The sequence below is a fragment of the Frateuria sp. sgz306004 genome (assembly GCF_057750885.1).
Genome location: NZ_JBYLFE010000001.1, coordinates 363,404 through 386,939, shown reverse-complemented (window position 1 = coordinate 386,939; position 23,536 = coordinate 363,404). Strand labels below are relative to the sequence as shown.

The 23,536-nt window shown below is 65.0% G+C and carries 20 protein-coding genes; 12 read left to right on the top strand and 8 right to left on the bottom strand.

Annotated features, from left to right (window positions below):
• Positions 1-44: 44 nt before the first annotated feature.
• Entirely contained in the window at positions 45-743 is a 699-nt protein-coding gene (locus AC3G2C_RS01835) for a DUF1345 domain-containing protein (RefSeq protein ID WP_488382900.1), read from the bottom strand.
• A 130-nt stretch (positions 744-873) separates the two neighbouring features.
• Positions 874-1,371 carry a GNAT family N-acetyltransferase gene (locus AC3G2C_RS01830; RefSeq protein ID WP_488382899.1) on the bottom strand — a complete coding sequence of 166 codons (498 nt, stop codon included), beginning with the start codon at positions 1,369-1,371 and terminating at the stop codon, positions 874-876.
• A gap of 115 nt (positions 1,372-1,486) precedes the next feature.
• On the opposite strand from AC3G2C_RS01830, the gene AC3G2C_RS01825 reads away from it, so the two are divergent.
• Positions 1,487-2,317 (top strand): intradiol ring-cleavage dioxygenase, encoded by an 831-nt coding sequence (locus AC3G2C_RS01825; RefSeq protein ID WP_488382898.1) that lies wholly within the window; start codon positions 1,487-1,489, stop codon positions 2,315-2,317.
• Positions 2,318-2,611: 294 nt separating this feature from the next.
• On the opposite strand, the gene AC3G2C_RS01820 is transcribed toward AC3G2C_RS01825, so the two are convergent.
• On the bottom strand, positions 2,612-3,745 hold the full coding sequence (locus AC3G2C_RS01820) for a 3-deoxy-7-phosphoheptulonate synthase (protein ID WP_488382897.1): 1,134 nt from the start codon (positions 3,743-3,745) through the stop codon (positions 2,612-2,614).
• 231 nt (positions 3,746-3,976) lie between these two features.
• Here AC3G2C_RS01820 and AC3G2C_RS01815 point away from each other — a divergent pair, with 231 nt between their 5' ends.
• The 5 genes from AC3G2C_RS01815 (at position 3,977) to AC3G2C_RS01795 (ending at position 10,703) form a co-directional block, all read left to right on the top strand.
• On the top strand, positions 3,977-4,900 hold the full coding sequence (locus tag AC3G2C_RS01815) for an oxygenase MpaB family protein (protein ID WP_488382896.1): 924 nt from the start codon (positions 3,977-3,979) through the stop codon (positions 4,898-4,900).
• Between the two features lie 157 nt (positions 4,901-5,057).
• Positions 5,058-6,929: a 3'-5' exonuclease gene (locus tag AC3G2C_RS01810; protein ID WP_488382895.1), complete on the top strand. Its 1,872-nt coding sequence runs from the start codon at positions 5,058-5,060 to the stop codon at positions 6,927-6,929.
• A gap of 78 nt (positions 6,930-7,007) precedes the next feature.
• On the top strand, positions 7,008-8,096 hold the full coding sequence (locus AC3G2C_RS01805; protein ID WP_488382894.1) for an aromatic ring-hydroxylating oxygenase subunit alpha: 1,089 nt from the start codon (positions 7,008-7,010) through the stop codon (positions 8,094-8,096).
• Positions 8,097-8,190: 94 nt separating this feature from the next.
• Positions 8,191-8,955 (top strand): SH3 domain-containing protein, encoded by a 765-nt coding sequence (locus AC3G2C_RS01800; protein WP_488382893.1) that lies wholly within the window; start codon positions 8,191-8,193, stop codon positions 8,953-8,955.
• A 356-nt stretch (positions 8,956-9,311) separates the two neighbouring features.
• On the top strand, positions 9,312-10,703 hold the full coding sequence (locus AC3G2C_RS01795; protein WP_488382892.1) for a glycosyltransferase family 2 protein: 1,392 nt from the start codon (positions 9,312-9,314) through the stop codon (positions 10,701-10,703).
• On the opposite strand, the gene AC3G2C_RS01790 is transcribed toward AC3G2C_RS01795, so the two are convergent.
• Complete coding sequence (locus AC3G2C_RS01790; RefSeq protein ID WP_488382891.1) at positions 10,681-11,139, bottom strand: hypothetical protein; 459 nt, start codon at positions 11,137-11,139, stop codon at positions 10,681-10,683. The two genes, AC3G2C_RS01795 and AC3G2C_RS01790, sit on opposite strands and share 23 nt — an antisense overlap.
• Before the next feature lie 130 nt (positions 11,140-11,269).
• On the opposite strand from AC3G2C_RS01790, the gene trxC reads away from it, so the two are divergent.
• Positions 11,270-11,707: a thioredoxin TrxC gene (gene trxC, locus AC3G2C_RS01785; RefSeq protein ID WP_488382890.1), complete on the top strand. Its 438-nt coding sequence runs from the start codon at positions 11,270-11,272 to the stop codon at positions 11,705-11,707.
• Positions 11,708-11,716: 9 nt separating this feature from the next.
• Here the strand turns inward: trxC and AC3G2C_RS01780 are convergent, their stop codons facing one another.
• From AC3G2C_RS01780 to AC3G2C_RS01765, 4 genes are all read right to left on the bottom strand, one after another.
• A complete protein-coding gene (locus tag AC3G2C_RS01780) occupies positions 11,717-13,276 on the bottom strand; it encodes a protein adenylyltransferase SelO (RefSeq protein WP_488382889.1) in 1,560 nt (519 codons plus the stop codon).
• Positions 13,277-13,746: 470 nt separating this feature from the next.
• On the bottom strand, positions 13,747-14,445 hold the full coding sequence (locus AC3G2C_RS01775; protein ID WP_488382888.1) for a pseudouridine synthase: 699 nt from the start codon (positions 14,443-14,445) through the stop codon (positions 13,747-13,749).
• On the bottom strand, positions 14,442-15,506 hold the full coding sequence (locus tag AC3G2C_RS01770; protein ID WP_488383211.1) for a class I SAM-dependent methyltransferase: 1,065 nt from the start codon (positions 15,504-15,506) through the stop codon (positions 14,442-14,444). The genes AC3G2C_RS01775 and AC3G2C_RS01770 overlap by 4 nt, the downstream gene beginning before the upstream one ends.
• 66 nt (positions 15,507-15,572) lie before the next feature.
• On the bottom strand, positions 15,573-16,445 hold the full coding sequence (locus AC3G2C_RS01765; RefSeq protein WP_488382887.1) for a pseudouridine synthase: 873 nt from the start codon (positions 16,443-16,445) through the stop codon (positions 15,573-15,575).
• 185 nt (positions 16,446-16,630) lie between these two features.
• Between AC3G2C_RS01765 and AC3G2C_RS01760 the strand changes: the two genes are divergently transcribed.
• From AC3G2C_RS01760 to AC3G2C_RS01740, 5 genes are all read left to right on the top strand, one after another.
• Positions 16,631-18,655, top strand: coding sequence for a S1 family peptidase (locus AC3G2C_RS01760; protein WP_488382886.1), 2,025 nt, complete (start codon positions 16,631-16,633; stop codon positions 18,653-18,655).
• A 202-nt stretch (positions 18,656-18,857) separates the two neighbouring features.
• A complete protein-coding gene (locus AC3G2C_RS01755) occupies positions 18,858-20,225 on the top strand; it encodes an NfeD family protein (protein WP_488383210.1) in 1,368 nt (455 codons plus the stop codon).
• A gap of 50 nt (positions 20,226-20,275) precedes the next feature.
• Positions 20,276-21,025, top strand: coding sequence for a slipin family protein (locus AC3G2C_RS01750; RefSeq protein ID WP_488382885.1), 750 nt, complete (start codon positions 20,276-20,278; stop codon positions 21,023-21,025).
• Between the two features lie 80 nt (positions 21,026-21,105).
• The gene (locus AC3G2C_RS01745) at positions 21,106-22,365 is read left to right on the top strand and encodes a TIGR03862 family flavoprotein (protein ID WP_488382884.1); all 1,260 of its coding nucleotides are present in this window, start codon (positions 21,106-21,108) and stop codon (positions 22,363-22,365) included.
• 162 nt (positions 22,366-22,527) lie between these two features.
• Positions 22,528-23,532, top strand: coding sequence for an HDOD domain-containing protein (locus tag AC3G2C_RS01740; protein WP_488382883.1), 1,005 nt, complete (start codon positions 22,528-22,530; stop codon positions 23,530-23,532).
• Positions 23,533-23,536 lie beyond the last annotated feature (4 nt).

The following is a 23,536-nucleotide window of genomic DNA, read 5'->3' as shown; positions in this document are numbered from 1 at the left end:
TCACCTCACGCACTGTCCCGGCCAAGACCGGGACGGTGCAAGCGTCAGCCCGCCAGGCCAGCCGCGATGTTCACACTGATGGCGATGATGAACACGTTGAAGAAAAATGCGATCACGCTGTGCAGCAAAGCCACGCGGCGCAGGTAGCGACTGGTGATCTGCACGTCGGATACTTGAAACGTCATGCCAATGACAATGGCGAAATACGCGAAGTCCCAGTAATCGGGCTGTTTGGTTCCCGGAAACTCCAGCCCCTCGTGCTTTTTGCCGAAGTCGCCGTAGAAGCCGTGCGCGTAGTGCATGGCGAACATAATGTTGAGGAACAGCCACGACAGCACGATGCTGCCCGCGGCGATGAGCAACGCCTGCGCACCACCGCCCTTGGCCGCCCCCAGCTCCGTGGTGAGCGCCAACGCCACCACCCCGGTCAGCGCGAGCCCAGTCCACAACACGCCCCAGCGCCCTGTATCCTGCTTGCGCGCCTGGCTTTGCATCAACTCGGGTGTCGTGGTTTGGTTGAACAACCAGGCCAGCGCGCACAGATAAATCAGCGCGCCCAGGTCGAATGCCAGTAGCAATGCCTTGGCGGGCTTCACGCCAAGGCCCTGCCACAGACCCACGCCCACCAGTACGAATACGATGGCCGAAGCCGCCAATCGCGGCCGCGCGCGTAGGTTGCGAAACGGAATCCAATGCCGAACGCTGCCGCGTGCCACCGGCGACTTGTCAGGCGGCGCGCTCATGCCACGGCTCCGGCGAAGGACTGAAAACACGTCATGAAGGCCCGCTCTCTCATCGCCCGACATCGGGCCCAGAGCATCTTAGAGCCTGATTACCAGGCGCGCATGGGTTTCCTGGCAGGCCATTCGGCAGTTAAACGTGCAAATCGGCGTATTCGGGGTGCCGATTCATCCAGATTTCGGAATAACTGCACGCCGGATCTACCTTCCAATGCTCCGCACGCGCCATATCCAGCGCGGTCTTCACCAGATGGGATGCGATGCCGCGTCCGCCGACGGCGGAAGGCACGATGGTATGGGTGATCGTCATGATGCCGTTGTCGAGCGTGTAGTCCAGCACGCAAGGCACGCCGTCCACCTTCACTTCGAAACGATGGGCGCGGGGATTGTGGTTGATCTCGGCGGACATGAAACGCTCCCTCGGGCGGTCGACGGCGCGCAAGCGTAAACCACCCGGGAGCGAACCCGGCGTGAAGGTGTTGTTCGCATACGTTCGCAACGCCACACGTTCGGACTTCCATACGATTGCTGTGCATTTCGTATCAAACGCGCGTGTATCGATGCCATGGAATGTGGCCCATGAATGTGCGTGAGATCGCATCATCATCGCGCCGCCGGTGGCGAGGCGCACGCGGCCTCCGTGTTAGGACAACAGATCGATGGCCTCTTCATGTCATCCACCTCGTGAGTGAAGCGTTCGATTAGACACAGCGCCTTCGCGCTCCGTTTCAATCGTGGGAAACGAAGTGAAAATCACCTGGAACCGACGCCACTTTTTACAGCTCTTTGCAGGCGGCCTCACTGCATTACCCCTGGCACGGCTGGCACGCGCCCTACCCGATGGCCGACCGGCCTGCTACCTGAGTCCCGAGCAGACCGAAGGCCCCTACTACCTGGACCGCGCACTACTGCGCCAGGACATTACCGAAGGTAAGCCCGGCCTTGCATTGCAATTGCACTTCGAGGTGCTCGACAGCCGTACCTGTCGCCCACTCAGTGATTCGGCGCTGGAAATATGGCACTGCGACGCGCAAGGCCAGTACTCCGGCTTCACGGCGGCATCGATGAATGGCCCTGACATGGGCCCGCCACCGGGGGCGCCGCCGCTGGGGCATCCTCCCGGCCCGCCACCTGGCAGGCCCGGTAGCGGAGGCGGCATGCCACCTCATAGCACGCCCACCGACGCGCTTACGTTCCTGCGCGGTGTGCAAATAGCCGACGGACGCGGACAAGTAGCGTTCCGCACCATTTTTCCCGGTTACTACCCCGGCCGTTGCAACCACATCCATCTCAAGCTGCACGTCGGCGGTCGCATGCAGGACGGGCATTACCGGGGCGGCCAGGTGGTGCATACGGGCCAGTTGTTCTTTCCGGAAGCGGCAAGCCTGGCCGCGATGGCACAAGCACCTTATCGGCAGCATGGCCCGGAACGCACCACGCTGGATCAGGACAACGTCTACCTCGCCCAGCGAGGTAACGGCTCCATCGCCACGCTTAGCGAGCACGATGGCGTGCAGATCGCCCGGCTTGCCCTCGCGGTGGACCCCACCGGGCACACGCGCGAGGGGCACGATTAACCCTCTCTAAGAGCCAGTTCACGATCCCCACGTGGCCCGCGCCGGGAGCGGTTTACGCGCAGATCTAAGGAAGAACGAGGGCGTGCACGTCCGTATACCACCGAGTGATGATGCCGCGCTGGGTGCAAACCGGCCCGGCCCGAAGGGTTGTGCTGGTGTGCCCGCCAGGGAGCGGAGCGTGTCGAGGCGCCTGACTGGCGATCAGGTCGAGCCGCGTGCCGGTTCCTGGCGGGCACACCCACGCAACGTGGACTACGTGGAGATCGTGAACAGGCTCTAACGCCGCGTCACTGCTCAACAACCCGCAGCAGTGCGCGTGGCGGATGTCCAAGAGCGATCGAGTGCGCGCCGCGTGCGTACCGCACGCGCAAGGCGTTCAAGCACCTCTTCCGTTGCCTCCCAGCCGATGCAGCCATCGGTGATGCTCTGTCCGTAGCGCAACGGTTCGCCCGGCAAAAGCTCCTGGCGACCGGCTACCAGGTGGCTCTCCACCATTACACCGACGATGCGATGCTCGCCGCCCGCCAACTGTGCCGCGATGGCGTCCACAACGGCCGGCTGGTTTTCCGGCTGCTTGCTGCTGTTGGCGTGACTGGCGTCGATCATCACGCGCTCGGCCAAGCCTCCGCGCCCGATCGCCATGCAGGCAGCGTCTACGCTATCGGCGTCGTAATTGGGTACCTTGCCGCCGCGCAGGATCACATGGCAGTCGGCATTGCCCGTGGTCGCGGCGATCGCAGTCTGGCCGTCCTTGGTGACGGCCATGAAATGATGCGGCTGCGATGCAGCCTGCACGGCGTCCACGGCAATCTTCACGTTGCCGTCGGTGCCGTTCTTGAAACCCACCGGGCACGACAGGCCCGAGGCCAGCTCGCGATGCACCTGGCTTTCCGTGGTGCGCGCCCCGATGGCGCCCCAGGCCACCAGGTCGGCAATGTACTGCGGCGTGATCATGTCCAGGAACTCGCAGCCGGCCGGCACACCGCGTTCGTTGATGTCACGCAGCAGTCCGCGCGCCATGCGCAAGCCCTTGTCGATCTGGAAGCTGCCGTCCAACTCGGGATCATTGATCAGCCCCTTCCAGCCCACCGTGGTGCGCGGCTTCTCGAAATACACGCGCATCACTACTTCCAGCTCCCCAGCATGCTGCGCGCGCAGCTCGGCCAGTCGCTCGGCGTATTCCAGCGCGGCGCGGGTATCGTGGATCGAGCACGGCCCCACCACGACCGCGAGGCGATCATCGCGCCCGGCCAGAATCTGGTGCAGCGCATCTCGCGAGGTAGTGACCGTATGCGCTGCGCGGGCGCTCATTGGGCAATCGCGCATGACCTCGGCGGGCGTACTGAGCGTGGTAATGGCGCGAATGCGCAAATCGTCGGTGGTGGGGTTCACGGGGATCTCCTGGGTGGGGGTTCCACTCGCGACCATGAAAAAGGCCGCCAGTGGTGGCTGGCGGCCTTTCTTGGGAATGGTGACTTGTCGTTGAGACAGTCGCTACCAACCCTCCGCCAGCGGCATCGGATAGCCGTAAAACCAAAAATACTGGCGGGCGGTGAGGTTGGTCATGGCGATAAGGAATAACACAGGCTTTTCGCGCATGCAAAGGATGCATTTGTAACCAAGCGCTACACTCATGGCTCATCGGTACGCCCATTGATCATGCCTTCTCCCTGGACCCTGCTCGCTCGTCCCGCTCGCGAACCCATTCGTCGCTGGGTTCTGGGCGCCTTTCCCCGTGGCGGTGGCGGCCATGTCGACTACGATCATCCGCTGGGCGAGCCGGGCCTGTTCGGGCCGGAAAGCGCGACCTGGCGTGTGCACGCGGATTTTCCCGGCATGCTGGCCGGCGGCCTCGCCGCCCTGATGCTGCAGACCTTGCACCCTCGCGCGCTGGCGGGCGTGTGGGACCACTCCAACTTTCGCGATGACCTGGTGGGCCGACTGCGTCGCACCACCTCGTTCGTGAGTGGCACCACGTATGCATCCACCGAGCAGGCAGAACAGTTGATTGCTCGGGTCAAGAGCATCCACGCCAAGGTGCAAGGCCTCACCGAAGATGGACGTCCATACGCTGCGGACGATCCCGAGTTGCTCACGTGGGTGCACGTGACCGAAGCCTACAGCTTCCTCCAGGGCTATCGACGCTATAGCCATATCGCGATGCCGGCTGGCGCCGCTGATCGCTACTACGACGAGGCTCGCCGTGTGGCCGAGGCCCTGGGCGCACGCGACGTGCCGGCCTCTGAGGCGCAGATCAACAGCTACTTCCGCCGCATGCGGCCAGAGCTGATGTTCAGCGAGCGCTCGCGTACCGTGTTGCAGGTGCTGTCGAAGGTTCGCCTGCCAGTGCCCATTGCCGGGCTTTCGCGCGATGTGTTCCTGCAAGCCGGCGCCGCGCTGTTGCCGCCCTGGGCCGATGACCTGCTCAAGCGCACGCCGTTGCAGCGCGCCCAGGCGGGGCTGGCCGCGCGGGCGTTGTGGTCGGTGGCGCCGGTGTTCCGCTCGGCACTTCATGACGGCATCGCCGCCCGCGCCTGCACTCGCACGGGCCTCCCGGCGGACGTTCTCACCCATTGGAGCTGACTCGGCGCCAGCCTGTCGCGCCGGGGCGAGCCAGGCTTGGCCACTACCTCTCGCGCCTACCTCACGAGCTCGGCGGATAGCCCTTCCGTCGGGCCATACCTAGCCCAGCGGCAGGGCAATCGGCTAACGTCCCCGCACTGGAACTCAGGGGGCCACGGTGGCAACGCTCATTCCAACCCGCAATAGCTGCCTGCCGCGCATGACCAGCGGCGAGAAGCGCTTGTCCGAGCGCCTGGAGCAAAAGCTCGAGGAAGATTACCTGCTGTGGTACGACGTGCCGATCGGCCCGCGCCAGCGGCATCCCGACTTCATCGTGTTCCATCCGCGTCGCGGCCTGCTGGTGCTGGAGGTGAAGGACTGGAAGCCCGGCACCATCCAGCATGCGGACCGCACGCTGTTCACCCTGCTCACCGGCAATAGCAGCGTGAAGGAGCACAACCCGCTGATGCAGGCGCGCGACTATGCCAGCGAGATCTACAAGGTGCTGGCGCACGACCCCGCGCTGCGCCACCCACCCGGGCATACCTACGAAGGCAAGCTGCTGATGCCCTGGGGTTACGGGGTGGTGCTTGCCAATATCAGTCGCAAGCAATTCGACGCCGGCGAGCTGGGCGACGTGATTCCCCCGCATCTGGTGATCTGCCAGGACGAGATGTACGAAACGGTGGAACCGGAGGCCTTCCAGGAGCGCCTGTGGGCGATGTTTCCGCAGGTCTTCCCCACCGCATTGACGCTGCCGCAGATCGATCGCGTGCGCTGGCACCTGTTTCCGGAGATCCGCGTGGAGCCGGGCGAAGGCCAGTTCGGCCTGTTCCCCGCCCAGGCGCCGGAAACCAGCACCAAGGTGGCCATCCCCGACCTGATCAAGGTGATGGACGCGCAGCAGGAACTCCTGGCGCGTTCGCTGGGCGACGAGCACCGCATCATCCATGGCGTGGCTGGCTCCGGCAAAACCATGATCCTGGGCTTTCGCGCCATGCATCTGGCGCGCGCGCTGTCCAAGCCGATCCTGGTGCTCTGCTACAACAAGACGCTTGCGGCCCGGCTTGACCAGCTCATGGGCGAGCGCGGCCTGAGCGACAAGGTGCAGGTGTACAACTTCCACAAGTGGTGCCGCAGCATGCTGTCGGCGTACCACGTGCCGCTGCCCGAGCAGGGGCCGAACTTTGTGCATGAGCTCCCGGGTGCGGTGATCGATGGCGTGGACAAGGGCCAGATTCCCCGCTTCCAGTACGGCGCCGTGCTGATCGACGAAGGCCACGATTTCGCGCCCGACTGGTACAAGCTGATCGTGCAGATGATCGACCCGAACACCAACTCCCTGCTGGTGCTGTACGACGACGCACAGAACATCTACGGCGAGGCCAACCGCAAGAAGCTCAGCTGGAAGAGCCTGGGCGTGCAGGCGCAAGGTCGCACCACCATTCTCAAGCTCAACTACCGCAACACGCTGGAGATCCTCTCGGTGGCGCGCGCATTCGCCAACGAGCTGCTGCTCGAGCGCAGCGACGATGACGACAGCGTGCCCTTGATCGCCCCCGAGAGCGCCGGCCGACGCGGTGCCTTGCCGGAGTTGATTCGCGTGGAGCGGCAGGCCGACCAGTTGCCGGCGATCATCCAGCGCCTGCGTGATGAGCACGCGCATGGGCGGCGCTACTCGGACATGGCAGTGATTTTCCGAAACAGTTGGGAGGGCGAGAAGCTGCACGAAGCGCTGGAGCAGGCCGGCATTCCAAGCCGCCTCGCCGAAGGCAACGGCAAGAGCTCGCTGTTCGTGGTGGAAGACACCGTGAAGCTGGTAACGATGCATTCCAGCAAGGGCCTGGAATTCCCGCTGGTGATCATTCCGGGCCTTGGCTCGCTGCCCAAGCCCGGCAAGAACGAAGCCGAAGAAGCGCGCCTACTGTACGTGGCCATGACACGCGCCACCGAACGCCTGGTGATGATCCACCATGAGGATTCCATCTTCAGCCAACGCATTCGGAACTCCATCAACGAGGTGCAGGGGCAGCTGGACGCGGCCGCCTGAAGGCTGGCCGCCGCGCCCCCTTTGCCGACCGGAGAAACGGGCCGATACTCGAGGTATCGCCCCGTGACAGGTCGACCCATGCACGATTTGCTCGACGCACCCACGCTGGCGCCGCAAGCGCTGGATCATGCCCTCAGCCTGCCGGCGCGGTTCTATACCGATCCGCGCATGGCGGCCCTCGATGCGCGAGCCATTTTTGCGCGCACCTGGCAGCTGGTGTGTCACCAAACACAGATACCTGACAGCGGTGACCACCTGGTCACTGAGATCGCTGGCCTGCCACTCCTGGTGGTGCGTGACGAGCAAGGCGTGGTGCGCGGCTTTCACAATGTCTGCCGCCATCGTGCTGGCCCGATCGCCAGCTGCGACGGCCGTGGCGCAAAGGCCCTTCGCTGTCGTTATCACGGATGGACGTATGGCCTGGACGGCGTGTTGCGCGGTGCGCCAGAGATGGGGCGCACGCCCGACTTTCAGCTATCGGACATCCGCCTGCCGGAGGTGCGCGTGCAGGTGTGGCAGGGTTTGGTCTTCGTCGCCATCGGTGAGGCGCCGCCATTCGCAGAGGTGGTCGCCGGCATCGACGAGCGCCTGGGCCCCGAGCGCTCGCTGGCGCACTACGTGTTCCATCATCGCGCCAGCTACGACGTGGCCTGCAACTGGAAGGTGTACGTGGACAACTACCTGGAGGGCTACCACGTGCCGCATATCCATCCGGGCCTCAACAGCCTGCTCGATTACCGCAGCTACATCACCGAAACGGCGCCGTGGTACTCGTTCCAGTACAGCCCGCTGGAAAGCGCCGGCGACCTCTACGGCAGCGGCGAGGCGCTGTACTACTTCATCCACCCCAACACCATGCTCAACATCCTGCCCAATCGCCTGCAGACCAACCGCGTGCTGCCGCTGGGCGTGGACCGGTGCCGGGTGGAGTTCGACTTCTACTACCCGCCGGACGACAGCGAGCAGGCGCAAACGCGCCGCGCCAAGGACATCGCCTTCAGTGACGAAGTGCAGGACGAAGACGTGACCATCTGCGAAGACGTGCAGCGCGGCCTTGCGTCTGGGTCTTACGAAGCGGGCCGACTCAACCCCTTGCGCGAAAATGCGGTGCACCATTTCCACGAACTGGTGCGTGGCGCCTACCGTGAGGCGCTAGCTGCGAGCTGAATGCCTCCGCCTTGCCAGGTCACCCCTGCCCTGGCGTTGACGGCGCCTTCGCAAAGGTCGCAGTCTCATGAAGACGCCTGACGGAGACGCACCCATGAAGCGATTGCTCTGCATCTTGCTGTTGGCGCTCTGTTTCGCCGGCCCTGCGAGCGCGCAAGGAATGAACGGCGTGGTCACGGCCTATGTCGACCTGTATGCCGGCCCGTCGCCCGACTATCCCACCATTGCGCAATTGCCCGCCGGCACCAGCGTGGCCATCCAGGGCTGCACCGAGGGCTGGGGTTGGTGCGACGTGATCACCATGGGCACGCGCGGCTGGGTGGCCGGCACGTTCGTGCAGTACACCTACCAGAACCAGCCGGTGATCGTCGCCGACTATGGCCCGCGCATCGGCATCCCCATCGTGGCCTTCTCGATTGGCCTGTACTGGGGCAACTACTACCGCGACCGGCCGTTCTATCGGAACCGCGACTACTGGTTCCATCGCCCGTTCGTACCGCGTCCGCCGCCTCGCCCGCCCATCCACGGCCCCGGTCACCGGCCGCCAGGGCCAGGCGCTCGCCCTCCGAGCGGTCACCGCCCCCCGCCGCCGCCCAGCCATCGCCCCCCGCCGAGCAATCACCGGCCGCCGCCGAACCCGGGCAATCGCCCGCCTCCGGGAAATGGGCACCAACCCAACCCGGGGCAGCGCCCACCGCCGCAGGGCGGCAACCGCCCACCGCCGGGGCCGGGCAACCGGCCACCGCCAAATCAAAGTAATCGCCCGCCGTCCAACAGTGGTGGGGGCCACCGCCCGTCATCGGGTCAGGGACAGCATCCTCAAACCCGCCCTGCGCCGAAGAAGCAGGACGGCAACTAGGCACTTGTCGACCATCTACGCGTAGCCGCACCACCAACGCCGGCCATCAGGCCGGCGTTTTTTTGGTTCGCCGCGCGCTGTCAGATTGTGTCTGGACGGGTCGACGCTATGCGTCACCCCCACGTCGCACTACCTGGTTCTTGTTGAGCGACGCACCGACAAATCCGGCACTTCCCCGCACATCCTCGACTGGCACGACTCTTGCCACGTCTCAGCCTGAAACAGGGGATGTGAACTGCACGCACCCAATTGACCAGGGCGCGCGCCCTTCACCAAGCAGACGCCACACCACGGGCCGGCATCGGTCGTGACGTGGCCCTAGCCTGGTGCGGCCGCTCGATCTGTGGAACACAGGCATGAGCATCAACGCACGAGACGTGGCAAGACAACGGACAGTGGCGCTTTCCATGGCGCTACCGCGTGCGGCCGCCAATGATCGCCGTCTGCATCGCTGGCACGATGTGTCTGTGCGCTTCAAGTTCGTGCTGACGCTGGCCTTGTCGATCATCTGGGCGGCGTGCCTCTACCACGTCACGCGGCGTTGGACGCACCATCTCGCCCTGCTGGAAGGCGACCTGCTCGCCAACCTGATGATCTTCTGCATCGCCATTCTGCCGGGCGCCATGCATGCCTTTCTGCTCGTCGGGCTGCTGCTGGATCGGCGCCCGCCACGCTCGCGCTTCGCTGAAGGTGATTATCCGGGCGTGACGCTGCTCATCGCCGCCTTCAACGAAGAGGCACACATCCTCAGCACGCTGGAAAGCATTGACCGCCAATGCTATCCGGGCCCCTTCGAAGTGCTCGTGATCAACGACGGTTCCACCGACGGCACCATGGAGCGCTTGCGTGGCGTGTCCTATCCCTGGTTGCACGTGATCGACCTCAAATGCAACGGAGGCAAAGCCAAGGCACTCAACAACGGCCTGCGCCATGCCGCCTACCCGGTCACCGTGACCATGAATGCCAGCGCCTATCTCTACCGCGATGCGCTGCGGCGGTTGGTAGAGCGCTACATGAGCGATCCACCGAACACCGCCGCCGTGGCGGGTACCGTCATGGTGCGCAATTCGCGCCAGAGCCTGATCACTCGCCTGCAGGAGTGGGATCACTTCCACGGCGTGGCCGCCGCCAAGCGTCTGCAGAGCCTGTTCCAAGGCACGTTGGTGGCGCAGAGCGCGCTCTCGCTCTATCGCACGGACATCTTGCGCGTCGTCGGCGGGTGGCCCGAACGCGCCGGCGAAGACACCCTGCTTACCTGGTCCATCCTGCGCGACGGTCATCGGGTGGGTTATGCCGAGGACGCCATCGCCTTCGCCAACGTGCCAACCACGTTCGATGCACTGCTCAGCAAGCAGCGGCGCCATGCCCACGGCCTGATGGAAGCCTTGAAGACGCATGGCGCACTGTTGCTTCAGCCGCGCATGAGTACGCTGTTCGTGTGGTGGAGCCTGCTTCTGCCGGGCATTCAACTCGCCTATACGCTGCTGCTGATTCCCTGCGCGGTGCTTGCACTCGATGGCGTATACGATCTGCTCGCGCCGGTTGTCTTGCTCACGCTGCCGGTGAGCTTGCTGGCCAACGGTTGGATGTATCGGGTGCAGTCACGCATGTATCGTGCGCAAGGCCTGCGTGTGCGCCGTAACTGGCTGGGCCTGCTCATGTACACCCTTATCTACGGTCTGGCCCTGCAACCGGGCGGCGCCCTGGGGCCCGCCAGCAGCCTGTTCAAGCGACATCGCCATTGGTGACGACACCCCTGCTCCAGGGCCACCAGCCCGCCTTGCGCAGTGCGTAGCGATCGGCCGCACGTTCGAAGCGATTGCGGGCGCTTACCCCGCCGCACAACAAATACAGCGGCAGGAACAGCGGGCCTAGCACCATGTACTGATAGACATGGGCCCGCTCGTGATCGGCCAGCGAAATGCGTGGCTCCGCCGCCCATCCGGCGCGACAGGCATAGGTGAGACACGGCACATCGAGCGATGCTCCGTTGCACAGAATCACGTTGCCCAGCGTCAGCGCCCCGCCGACGCCACGCCACGGCATGCGGTAGAACACGAGGGCCGCTTCCCTCGGCTGCCACGCCACCTTCGCCCCCCAAGCCATGCCGGCCAATCCCGCCACGAGGCCGAGCAAACTGTTGGGCAGCGTCCAGCACACGCCTGCTAACCACCACCAACGCATGTCAGCCTCATCAGAGCGTCCCATCGCGCGAACAGCATGCCTTCACGCACGGCCTGGCGCACCCTGGATCTTGTACAGCGTCGGGGCCGCCACCATGTGGTGCCCATCGCATCGCTGCCTGGAGTCCGTCATGTCCGCCCCCTTGAGCGTTCCCTGCCCGCATTGCGGCGCGCTCAACCGCGTGCCGGCCGAGCGCCTCACCGAGCACCCTCAGTGCGGACGCTGCAAGCAGGCCCTGTTCCAGGGTCAGCCTGCCGCGCTTACCAGCACCCAGTTCGATGCAGTGGCTGGGCGCGGCGACCTGCCCGTGGTAGTGGACTTCTGGGCCCCCTGGTGCGGTCCGTGCCGGAATTTTGCACCGGTGTTCGCCCAGGCCGCGCAAAGTCTCGAGCCGCAGTTGCGTTTAGCAAAGGTGGACACCGAAGCAGAACCGGCACTGGCTCAGCGCTTCGCCATTCGCAGCATTCCTACGTTGCTGGTGCTTCGACACGGCAAGGAAATCGCACGCCAGGCAGGCGCGCTCAACCCGATGCAGTTGCGTCAGTTTCTTGCCAACGTGCTGCAGTAAGGGAAATCCTCACGAACTGCACGAAAGCATCGAGCAGCCCGCCTTGTGCATGGCCCACGCCGGACGTCGGCGGGCGTAATGCTCGCGACCCGGTTGATCGTCGTAGGGGCGCCGCATGACCTCCAACAGCTCGCTGATGCCTTCGTAATCCCCTTCCATGGCGCGGTCGATGGCTTCCTGCGCCAGATAATTACGCAGCACAAAACGCGGATTGGCGGCCTGCATGCGCGCTCGCCGCGCCGCAAGCGGCCATGCGTCCTCGGCCACCCTGGCGGTGTACCGCTGGAGCCAGGCCAACCATGCCGGTGTCACTTGCTCGCGCTGGGCTTGGTCGTAAAACGCCTCCTCAAGCGTCTCCAGTTTGGGCTCGGCCAGATCGACATCGGCCAGCAAGCGGAAGAACAGCGTCATGTCGACGTTGCCCGCCACCAAGAGCGCGTGCAGATCGCGCATCAGCACCACGTCCTCGTCGCGACACGCCATCAAACCCAGCTTAGCCGCCACATGTTCGCGATCGGTCGCCTCGTACACCGCCGCGTAGCGATCCAGCCCTGCCTGCAAGGGCTCGGTACCGGAAAACAGGGGCGCCAAGGCCATCGCGAGGCGACTGAGGTTCCACCAGGCCACTTGCGGCTGCTGACCGAAGCGATAGCGACGTCGGCTCGCATCCGTAGTGTTGGGCGTCCAATCGGGGTCGAAATGGTCGACCCAACCGTACGGGCCGTAGTCGATGGTGAGGCCGAGGATGGACATGTTGTCGGTGTTCATCACCCCATGCACGAAACCCACACGCATCCAGTGCGCCACCATGCGTGCCGTGCGCTCGCACACCTGGGCGAACCATTCCGCGTAGAGCGCTTCGCCGTCGCCACGTAGCCAGGGAAAGTCGCGTGCAACAGTGAAGTCCACCAATTGCTTGAGCAAAGCGTGATCGCCACGGGCTGCCGGCAACTCGAAATTGCCGAACCGAATGAACGACGGCGCCACGCGGCATACGATGGCCCCAGGCTCCTCCTGCGGGTGTCCGTCGTAAAACATGTCGCGCACCACACGGTCACCCGACACCACCAGGCTCAACGCACGCGTGGTGGGTATGCCCAGATGATGCATGGCCTCGCTGCACAGGAATTCACGGATGGACGAACGCAAAACCGCACGCCCATCCGCGCCACGCGAATACGGCGTGCGGCCCGCCCCTTTCAGTTGAAGCTCCCAGCGCTCGCCGCCCGCGTTGACGACTTCCCCCAATGAAATGGCGCGCCCATCGCCGAGCTGATCGGCCCAAACGCCAAATTGATGCCCACCGTAGTTGGCCGCATAAGGCTGCATGCCCGGCATCAGCGTGTTGCCGCTCAATACCTGCGCCCACTCGGGGCTCGCCAGATCGGCAGTGTCCAGATCCAGGGCCTGCGCCATCGCGGAGGACCATGCCACGACCCTGGGCGCGCTGACGGGCGTCGGCATGACTTGCGAGTACAGCGCGTGCAACACCTGACGCGGATGGTTTGCTTGTTCAGGCTCGCCGGGCAGCTCACGCACAAAGGCGTTATCGAAGGAAAAGCTGTGCATGGGTGACAGTGTGACTCCTGAAGGCAATGTGCGTATGCAGCATGCGTTGGCCGTCACACAACGCATCGCCGTGAGAACAATCGGCTAAGCCACGAAATTTTATGCGTTCAGGAAACTTAAGAACTCGCGCACTTTCTTGCGAGAAACTTTCGCGTTTGTTCAGGGCGCATTGGCATTTGTGTATCGCTTGTGAATCTGTTTAAAGTGCACCCAACGGCTACGCAGGGGTAGCCCGGAGTACCACCATGCACATGCTTCTAACACGCTCCGCGATTAGTCGCGGTATGCAGCTAGTCGCAGGGATGCTCTCTTCGAAAGAATCGCAGGATGCGGCGCAAGACCCTCGCAAAGGGCAACGTAAATTTCAGCTGGTTTCCTGGCAGCCTGGCGCACATTCGCGCCGGGAAGACGAGCTGGCGCGACGACGCGAACCGGCACTCGATTGAGTTGGCGGCGTGTCGCACGTCGCCTCATTCAAAAATCTTCGCCACGTCGTGCGCATCTAGCGCACGCCACTCGCCAGGGGGCAGGCCGTCCAGGCCCAGTTTCCCCACCGACACGCGAGTGAGTGCCTGCACGTGATTACCCACGGCGGCGAACATGCGGCGCACCTGGTGATAGCGCCCCTCGGTGAGCGTCAATCGCGCGCGCCTCGGCTCCAGCACCTCCAGCACGGCAGGCTGCAGCGGTTCGCGCTCTGCTTCGAGCATCATCGTGCCGCTGGCGAACAAGGCGCCTTCGTCGCCGCGCAGGTCGCTGTCGAGTACGGCCTCGTAGACCTTGGCCACCTTGGCTCGCGGCGAAATGATCCGGTGTAGCAGCGCGCCGTCATCGGTGAACAGCAGCAGGCCGGAGGTGTCGCGATCCAACCGCCCCACCGTGGAAAGCGCCGGCTCGCGATATTGATAGCGCGGCGGCAGCAAGTCATACACGACGCGTCCTTGGTCCTTGCGTGAACACGTGGCGCCCAGCGGCTTGTTCATCATCAGCACCATGCCGGCGGGCGGGTCGAGCGGCTCGTCGTCGATGCGGATGTGCTCGTGCGGCACTTTGTCGTCGGCGTAGAGCACCTCGCCGTTGGGATCGGTGATGCGTCCTTCGCGGAACATCAATGCCACGTCCTTGCGGCTGCCGTAGCCCAGGTTGGCGATCAGCTTGACCAGTTTCATGTGCGCACTCCTCGTGCTTCGATCACTTTGAATCCGTCCTGCGTGGTGACCGTGCGCACCTCGTTGAAACGGGAAGACAGCGTGGCTTCGTACGGTAGGTGACGATTGGCCACCAGCCACAATCGGCCGTGTACGTGCAGCGCCTTGGCTGCGGTGTCGATGAAGGCTTGTCCCAGCGCTGGTAAATCCGCGCGCCCCTGATGAAAGGGCGGATTGCTCACGATGGCGTCGTAGCGTTGTCCCAACCCTTGCGTCACGTCGTGCCAGTGCAGGGAGAAGGCGACGCTGCGCCCGCTGGCTCGTACCGCCTCATCCATGTTTTGCCGTGCGGGCTCAAGAGCGCGCTGCTCAGCCTCGTACAGGTCGATGGTCTGGACACCGGGGCAGCGGGCCACCACCTGTGTAGAGAGGTAACCGTAGCCGGCGCCAAGGTCCGCAACGCGGCCGCTGAGGTCCGTGGGCAGATGTCGGGCAAGCAGCTCGGAAGCCGTGTCCACCCTGTCCCAGGCAAAAAGACCCGGTCGGCTCATGCAGCCGGCATCGTTGCGGCGTGGCGCGTCCAGCGCGCTCCAACTCTCCAGCAGCGCGGCATCGACGCCACTGCCCACGCGGGCCCAGAACACGCGGCATTTGTGCTTGGACAGCGACTGGACGGTGCCGAGCAAGCGCTCCAAGTCCGCCTGCCCGGATTTGGCGCCCTCGGCATTGGTCATGGCCGCCAGCACGATCCCATCGGGCGCGGCACGACGAACCGCTTCAGCGAACAACGCGCGCGCCTCGTCGCGCTGCCGCGGCGGCAAGATCAGCACCAGCGAAAAACGCGATGTCTCGCCAGGAACACCCAAGGCCAGCCCGCTGCGCTGCAAGGCATCGGCGAACGGCTTGAAACTCTGCTCGCACACCCAGCCCGGCCGAGCCGTTTCACGCAGGCGAAAACCATCGCGCGCGCGCAGGAACAGCACGCGCTTATCGGCGGGCAACGCCAGCGCGCCCGTATCGAAGGGCACGAACAGCGCTTCCAGCGCCACATCGTCGGCAGCGGCGGAGAAAACAGAGGACATCACGTGGGGAGCGATCCAGGGGAAACGGACGGTGCCTAGTTTAGCCGCCCACCCTGTCCAATGCCTTCACGAGAGCGGCAACAACCGGCTCTCACTGGTGAACTGGCGAGGAAGGCCGCTGATCGGGTCGGCGAAGCTCAACGCCTTCGCCAGCAGCTGCATGGGGCGCGCATAGTCGTCCGGCGCGGGCTCGGCCAAGCCGGGATAGAAGGGATCGTGCACAATCGGCGCCCCCAATCCGGCCAGGTGAACGCGCAACTGGTGCTTGCGGCCCGTCACCGGGCGCAGGGCGTAACGCCAGTAGTGAGGCCCGCGCTCCAGCACATCGATCCAGGTATCGCTATTGGGCTCGCCCGCCACCTCGCACATGCGGAAAAACGGCTCGCCCGGCACGATACGGGTGCAGCGGCGCAATGGAAAGGCCAGCGCCGGCAGCGGCGGCGCCCAGGCCTCGTACAGCTTCTCGATACGCCGCTCGCGGAACAGCGCCTGGTAGGCGGCACGACTGTCGAGCTTGGCCGAAAACATCACCAGCCCGCTCGTATGGCGATCGATGCGGTGCAGGGGAACCAGGTGCGGGTTACTTAGCGCGCGCATCAGCCGTGCCAGCACCGTCTCCTCCACGAAGCCGCCCGCCGGGGTTACCGGCAAAAACGGTGGCTTGTCGACCACCACCAAGTGCTCGTCCACGTGCAACAAGGTTTCGCGTAACGGTATCGGCGCCTCGTCAGGCACCTCGCGGAAGTAGCGCAGCTCCAGACCCACCCGATACGGGGTATCCGCACTCAGTGCTTGCCCCTGCCCGTCCTGCACAAGCCCTCGCGCAAAGCGGTCCTGCCATCGCGTGGACGAAATCTGCGGAAACAGCCCGCACAGGCCGTCGAGCACCGTCGCCCAGGGGCCCGGCGGCAATTGCAGGCGACTGGCAGGAAGGGACATACGGCGCAAGTTTCGGTGGCGGAAGGGACGGATTATGACGCCGTACCGGGCGCCATCGTAAGGCTTCGTGGCGGCATCGCTGAGGAGCGACCAGCTTCGCTACACTCCACGCCGGGACGGGCGCAAGCCCGCAGGAACGACGTCGCGCATGCCGCGCGTCTGGGACAACTAGTCAGGGGTGGAACATGGATCAGCGGCAAGCCCGCGTTCGACAGATGCAACCGACGCTTCACTCACCCCCGTCACCGGCGTTCCGCTGGCTGGCGTGGTTGGCGCTGCTCGCCGCACCCGCCGTGGGCGCGGCCACCCTGGACCCCGCCGTACTGCCTCGCGTGCAGGGCGCCACCTTCGAGGTGGTGATTCCCAAGCCCGTCAACGATCCGCTCACCTACGAAAGGCCGCTGCCCCTGGATCAACTGCCGTTCCAGATGCGCAACGACAAGTACTACTCCGTGGGCACGGCCTTCGCTATTGGCGACAACCGCTATGTCACCGCGGGCCATGTCATTTCCATCGGCATCGACAGCCTGATGGGCGAACCGGCCGTGCGCGACGCGAGTGGCCATGTATACGCCATCGACAAGATCTCCCGCTATTCGCTGCAGGAGGATTTCGTCGAATTCACGCTCAAGGATCCCCCGCACATCGCGCCGCTGGAGGTGAACACGCAGGCCACCATGAACGACGTGGTGTATGCCGTCGGCAATGCGCTGGGCACCGGCATCGTCATTCGCGACGGCCTGTACACCTCGCAAACGCCGGAAGAGGAGAACGGGCGCTGGAAATGGATGCGCTTCTCCGCCGCTGCCTCGCCCGGCAACAGCGGCGGACCACTGCTGGACAAAGACGGCAAGGTCATCGGCGTCGTGCTGATGAAGTCGCCGGACGAAAACCTCAACTACGCGCTGCCCATCGATATGGTGCTCAAGGCGCCAGCCAACCTGGCCGACGTGGATGCCCGCGAGCTGTACCAGTTGGACGTCATCGACAGCAAGTACGCCGGACACTTCAGGGCCCAGTTCCCCTTGCCCAAGAGCTTTGCGGACTTCAGCGCCACCTACCAGAAGCTCTACAACGCCAATGCCGATCAGGAACTGCATGCGCTGCTCACGGAGAACGCCGCCAACCTGTTCCCCAACGGCAATGGCGCCAGCCGCTTGCTGCACAGCGGCTCCACCCTTAACCCCTTCCCCACGCTCATGCGCCGTGCCAACACCGGCGTGTGGACCGTCGCCAACCCCTCCGAAAGCAAGGGCAGCCTGGAGCGCAACGGCTATGTGAGCAAGGCTGCCGTGGGCACGCAGGTGATGTTTCACCTGCACAAGCCCGATAACGTGACCGACAAGCAACTGTATGGCGACGCCAAGCTATTCATGGATCTGGTGCTCAAGGGCGCCCCCATGCAGCGCACCGTTGGCTCGCAGCAGGTCAAGATCACCTCGCTGGGGCAACCCACCCAGCAGCGCAACCATACCGACCATTACCAGCGCCGTTGGCAGGTGCGCGTATGGCCCATTCCGTATGAAAACTCCAAGGCCGTGGCCTTCATGCTGCCCGTGCCGGACGGCTACGCCGCCATGGTGCGCGTGGTGCCCGCGCGTCGCGAACACGAGGCGCTGATCGACCTCGCCGCGCTCACCGATTTCGTCTACGTGTCTTACAGCGGCACCTTGGCGCAATGGAAGGATTTCCTCGCCAATGGCGATCTGCTCCCCGGCGCGCTCTCGGATATCGCCATCCGTTTCGACTACGGCAACGATTTTCGCTATCAGTCCAAGCGCCTTGGTTTCGCCTATACGCCGCAATTGCAGAAGATCGACCAGGACAGCCAGCTTGTGCTCGGCATGTCCTACTTCCAGGACGGCGGCAAGACCGTCTGGGACGTTTCCAACGTATTGGTGAAGGCCAACGTGGACAATGCCGAGCACATCGGCATCAACCGACACGTGGCGCCCTCGGAGGATCTGGATGACACCTACCGCAATCACTGGAGCAAGATCGTGCGCCGCGATCACCCGGATGACGGCGTGCCCTACAGCGAGAACGACATGACGTTCATCGGCACCGTGGGCGGAACACCAGTGAGCACAGATGCCAAACCCGGCGTGCTCTACACCGCGTTCTACGGCGTGGATGGCCCGCGACCGGAAGACGCCATGAAGGGCAAGTTGAACCTGCTCACCGAGAAATTGCAGGTCAACGAGCACTGACGGGGACGCGCAGGGGCGCATAGGCACACGCGCCAAGCCACACCAGGAGAGGGCGGCGGGTCGACGGACCCGCCGCCCTCTTTGCATCCCTGGCCGTTCGGCGTTCAAGCAACGAGGCACGACTCCCGCCCGCTCCGCCTCACGCCGAGACAACGCGCCTAGGCGCAAGGTGAAGCACGCCACGTCAAGGAGCCCCACCGTGATGCGATGGTTGGCCGAGTGGTGGAAAGCCGCCCTTCTCGGCGCCACATTGGCACTGGCCGCCGTGGCCTTCGCCGCCACGGATGCACCGCCGCGCGCCAACGCATTCGTGGCTCGCATCACCCTCGATGGCCCCATTGGCCCCGCCGCGGCCGAATACGTCGACGACAGCCTGCAGCGCGCCAACCGAGAAGGTGCCAGCGCGATCATCGTGCAACTGGATACACCCGGCGGCCTCTCCGATGCGATGCGCCAGATCATCGCCAGCCTGCTCGCCGCCCGTCAGCCCGTGCTCGGCTACGTCGCCCCCAGCGGCGCCCGCGCAGCGTCGGCCGGCACGTACATCCTCTACGCCTGCCCAATCGCCGCCATGGCGCCCGCTACGCATTTGGGCGCGGCCACGCCGGTGCAAATAGGTGGCGAAAACCCGCTCCCCGCTGCACGGCCGCCGGCGTCCAGCGGCACAGCGCCCACGCCGGCGGGCGACGCTGAAGCGCTCAAAGTGCTCAACGACGCCATCGCCTCCATACGCGCCTTGGCACAACTCAACGGTCGCAACGCGGACTGGGCCGAACAGGCGGTGCGCGGCGCGGCCACGTTGACTGCCGACGAAGCGTTGCAAAAGCATGTGATCGACCTGGTTGCCACCAATGAACGCAGCCTGCTGGAGCAGGCCAGCGGACGCCGGGTGCGCGTGAACGGCACCGACGTGGTACTGCAACTGCGGGGGCTGCCGGTGCGCGACTATCCACCGACCTGGCGTACGCGCTTCCTCGGCATCATCACGCACCCCACGCTGGCCTATCTGCTCCTGCTCGCCGGTGTGTACGGCCTGGTACTCGAAGCATTGCACCCCGGCGTGCTGCTGCCAGGCATCGCCGGCGCGATCTGCCTGCTGATCGGGCTATACGCGCTGCAATTACTGCCGGTGAACTATGCCGGCCTTGCCCTGATGGGGCTGGGCATTGGCCTGGTGCTTGCCGAGGCGCTGATGCCCTCCGTGGGCGCCATCGGCGTGGGTGGTGTCGTGGCCTTCGTGATCGGCTCGATCATGTTGTTCGACAACGGTGTGCCCGGCTATGGCGTGAACCTCGGGGTGATCGGCGGCATGGCGCTGGTGGCTGCGGCGGCGCTGGCAGTGTTGTTGCGGTTGATTACGCGTTCACGGCGGGCACGCCCCTTCCTCGGCGACGAAACGCTGCTGCTCACCACCGGCATATTGCTTGGCCCCATCGGCGCCGATGGCGAAGCCTGGGCACGCATCGGTGGCGAGCAATGGCGCGTGCACTGTGATTCATCGCTACCGATCGGTGCGCGCGTGCGCGTGATCGGGCGCGACGGCTTGTTGTTGCGGGTTACCTCCGCCTAGCAACGCTCTCAAGGAGCGATCCCGAGGCGAATCGACGAAGGAGCATCTCCATGTTCGGCTTTTTGGGCGTGATCGTGGTGTGGGCGGCAGCGCTGCTGTTCCTATCGGTAAAGGTGTTGCCGGAATACCAACGCGGCGTGGTGCTGACCCTGGGGCGCTACACCGGCACCAAGGGGCCGGGCCTGGTGATTCTGGTACCGGTCGTGCAGCGCATGATGCGTGTGGACCTGCGCGTGACGGTTATGGACGTGCCGCCACAGGATGTGATCTCGCGCGACAACGTATCGGTGCGCGTCAATGCCGTGGTGTATTTCCGCGTGATGGAGCCGGACAAGGCGATACTTCAGGTATCGGACTTTCTCCAGGCCACCAGCCAGCTCGCGCAGACGCGCCTGCGCTCCGTGCTGGGCCAGCATGAGCTGGACGATATCCTCTCCCAGCGCGACTCGATCAATCACAGCCTGCAGCAGATTCTCGACGAAGCGACCGACCCGTGGGGCATCAAGGTCAGCAACGTGGAAATCAAGGACGTCGACCTCAACGAAACCATGGTGCGTGCCATCGCCCGTCAGGCCGAAGCCGAACGAGAGCGCCGCGCCAAGGTGATCCATGCCGAGGGCGAATTGCAGGCCGCCGAAAAGCTGCGCGATGCGGCGGCGCTGCTGGCCCAGCAACCACAAGCACTCCAGCTGCGCTACCTGCAGACCATGGCCGACATGTCCAACAGCGGCAAAGCCTCCACCATCGTGTTTCCGCTGCCCCTGGATCTGATCAAGCCCTGGCTGGATAAACCGGCCTGATCATCGAACCCGGCACATCGGTGACGGAGCACGACCGAGCCAGGCGATACAATGCCCAGCCCTTCGCCAGCCCGCCCACCATGCAAGCCACTCCGTCCCACGTCAGCCTCGCCATCATCGGCGGCGGTCCCGCCGGTCTCTTCGCTGCCGAAACGGCGCGGGCCGCAGGGCTGGAGGTGGACGTGTTCGAGGCCAAGGGCTCGGTGGGGCGTAAATTCCTCATCGCCGGCAAGGGCGGCATGAACCTTACTCATGGCGAGCCCAAACCCGCCTTCGTGCAGCGCTACGGCAAACGCGCCGCCGAAGTGGGTGGCTGGCTGGACGACTTCGACGCCGATGGCTTGCGCGACTGGGCACGCGGCTTGGGCGTGGAAACCTTTATCGGCAGCTCGGGCCGCGTATTTCCCAGCGACCTCAAGGCCGCCCCGCTGTTGCGTGGCTGGGTAAGACGCCTGCGCGATAGCGGTGTGCGCTTCCATGTGCATCACCGCTGGCTAGGCTGGAACGATAACGGCAGCCTGCGCCTGCACACGCCCGACGGCGAGCGCGCGGTGCAGGCCGATGCGACGGTACTGGCGTTGGGCGGCGGCAGCTGGCCCGAATTGGGCTCGGACGGTGCCTGGCAACCCTGGCTCACGGCGCGACACGTGGATGTATCGCCACTGGTGCCCGCCAACTGCGGCTTCGATATCGGCTGGAGTGAACACCTGGCCAGCCGTTTCGCCGGCGCACCGCTGAAACCGGTGGTGATCCACCTGCGCGACGCACACGGCCAGGAGCACAGTCGCCAGGGCGAGTGCGTGATCACCGCTGGCGGTATCGAAGGCAGCCTGATCTATGCCTTCTCCGGCGAACTGCGCGATGCCATCGCAGCGCATGGCGACACCACCATTCACCTCGATCTCGCCCCCGACCGCTCGCTGGAGCGTTTGCGCGCCGACCTCGCCAAGCCTCGTGGCAGCCGCTCGATGAGCGAGCACCTGCGGCGACAGGCAGGTCTGGCCGGGGTCAAGGCGGCACTGCTGCATGAGGTATGGGATCGCTCGCGCTTCGACGATCCAGACGCCTTGGCCCAGGCCATCAAGCGACTGCCGCTGCGGCTTCGCCGCGCCCGCCCCGTCGCAGAGGCCATCAGTAGCGGCGGCGGCGTGCGCCTGGAGGCAACGGACCCGCACCTGATGCTCCGCGCCCTGCCCGGCGTGTTCTGTGCCGGCGAGATGCTGGATTGGGAAGCCCCCACAGGGGGCTATCTGCTCACCGCGTGCTTCGCCAGCGCTCGCCGCGCCGGCTTGGGCGCCGTCCAATGGATCAATCAGTTGCGGCATCGCACAAGCGAATAAGCCCCTCGTGGCCGCCGCTGGTGCCGACTTGTGCGCGCCTTTATCTTTTTCCGGGGGCGCCGATACAGAAGCGGAGCGAGAGCGGGTGACGAGGGAGCACACAGCGCAATGATGGGGATTTGGGGGCGGCTATTCGCACGTGAACGCGCGTCCGGCGCATCGATGGCGCGCCCGCAAGCGGGCGTTCCTGCTTCGTCGCCGGTGCCCACGGCCGCTGTGCCTGATGAGCCGGCGCCGGTACAGGTGCCCGCGGCCATGGCCGGGGACGACCTGGAGGAGTGCTTCTACCGCTACGTGCTCAACCAGTTGGTCAACAGCGGCGACAACGCCCACCCCGCCCGTGAGCAAGTCCTGCTGCATCGCCTGCACGAGCTGTGCGACGACGACCGCTTCGACGTGCGCAGCCTGCCGCGCATGCCTGCCGTGCTGCCCCAGCTGATGCGCGCCATGCGCAACGACGACCTCAGCGGCGCCCAACTGGCGGATCTGATCAAGCGCGACCCCGTGCTGGTGGGCGAGGTCATGCGCGTCACGGGCAGCGTCACCTACCGCACCGCCCACCCCGTGGGCAGCTTGCAACACGCCGTGGTGTTGCTGGGCCAGATCGGCCTGCGTCACGTGGTGTCCTCTTACGCCATGAAACCCATCCTGATGGCCAGCGCCGGTGCGAGCGGGCAGATGGTGGGCCAGCGCCTGTGGGACCACGCCGAGCGTTGCGCCCACGCCGCCGTATTTCTCAGCAAGGGGCAGTGCGACCCGTTCGAAGCCTATCTCGCCGGATTGGTCGGCTACACCGGCCTGGGCGCGATCGCCCGCGTGCTGGACAAGGAACTGGACGGCGGCCCGACCGCCAGTTCGTCCGCCTTCGTGGCCGGCTGCGCCGCCCTCGCCTCTCGGATCACCCTGCAGGCCGGCTTGTACTGGGAGCTGCCGGCCAATGTGCTCGATACGCTGGCCGAGCTGGCCACGCTGCATCAGCATGGCCTCTCCTTGCCGCTCAGTCGTGTACTGCATGCTTCGCAGCGCCTGGCGATGTATCAGTTGCTGGTCGAGCAGGGGCTGGTGAATGCGGACGCCGGCTATGCCGACGACCCGCTCGCCCAGTTCCCGGCCCAACTCATGGCGCGCTGCCAGCAAGACCTGCAGCAAAACTTCACGCCGGGCTAAGCGC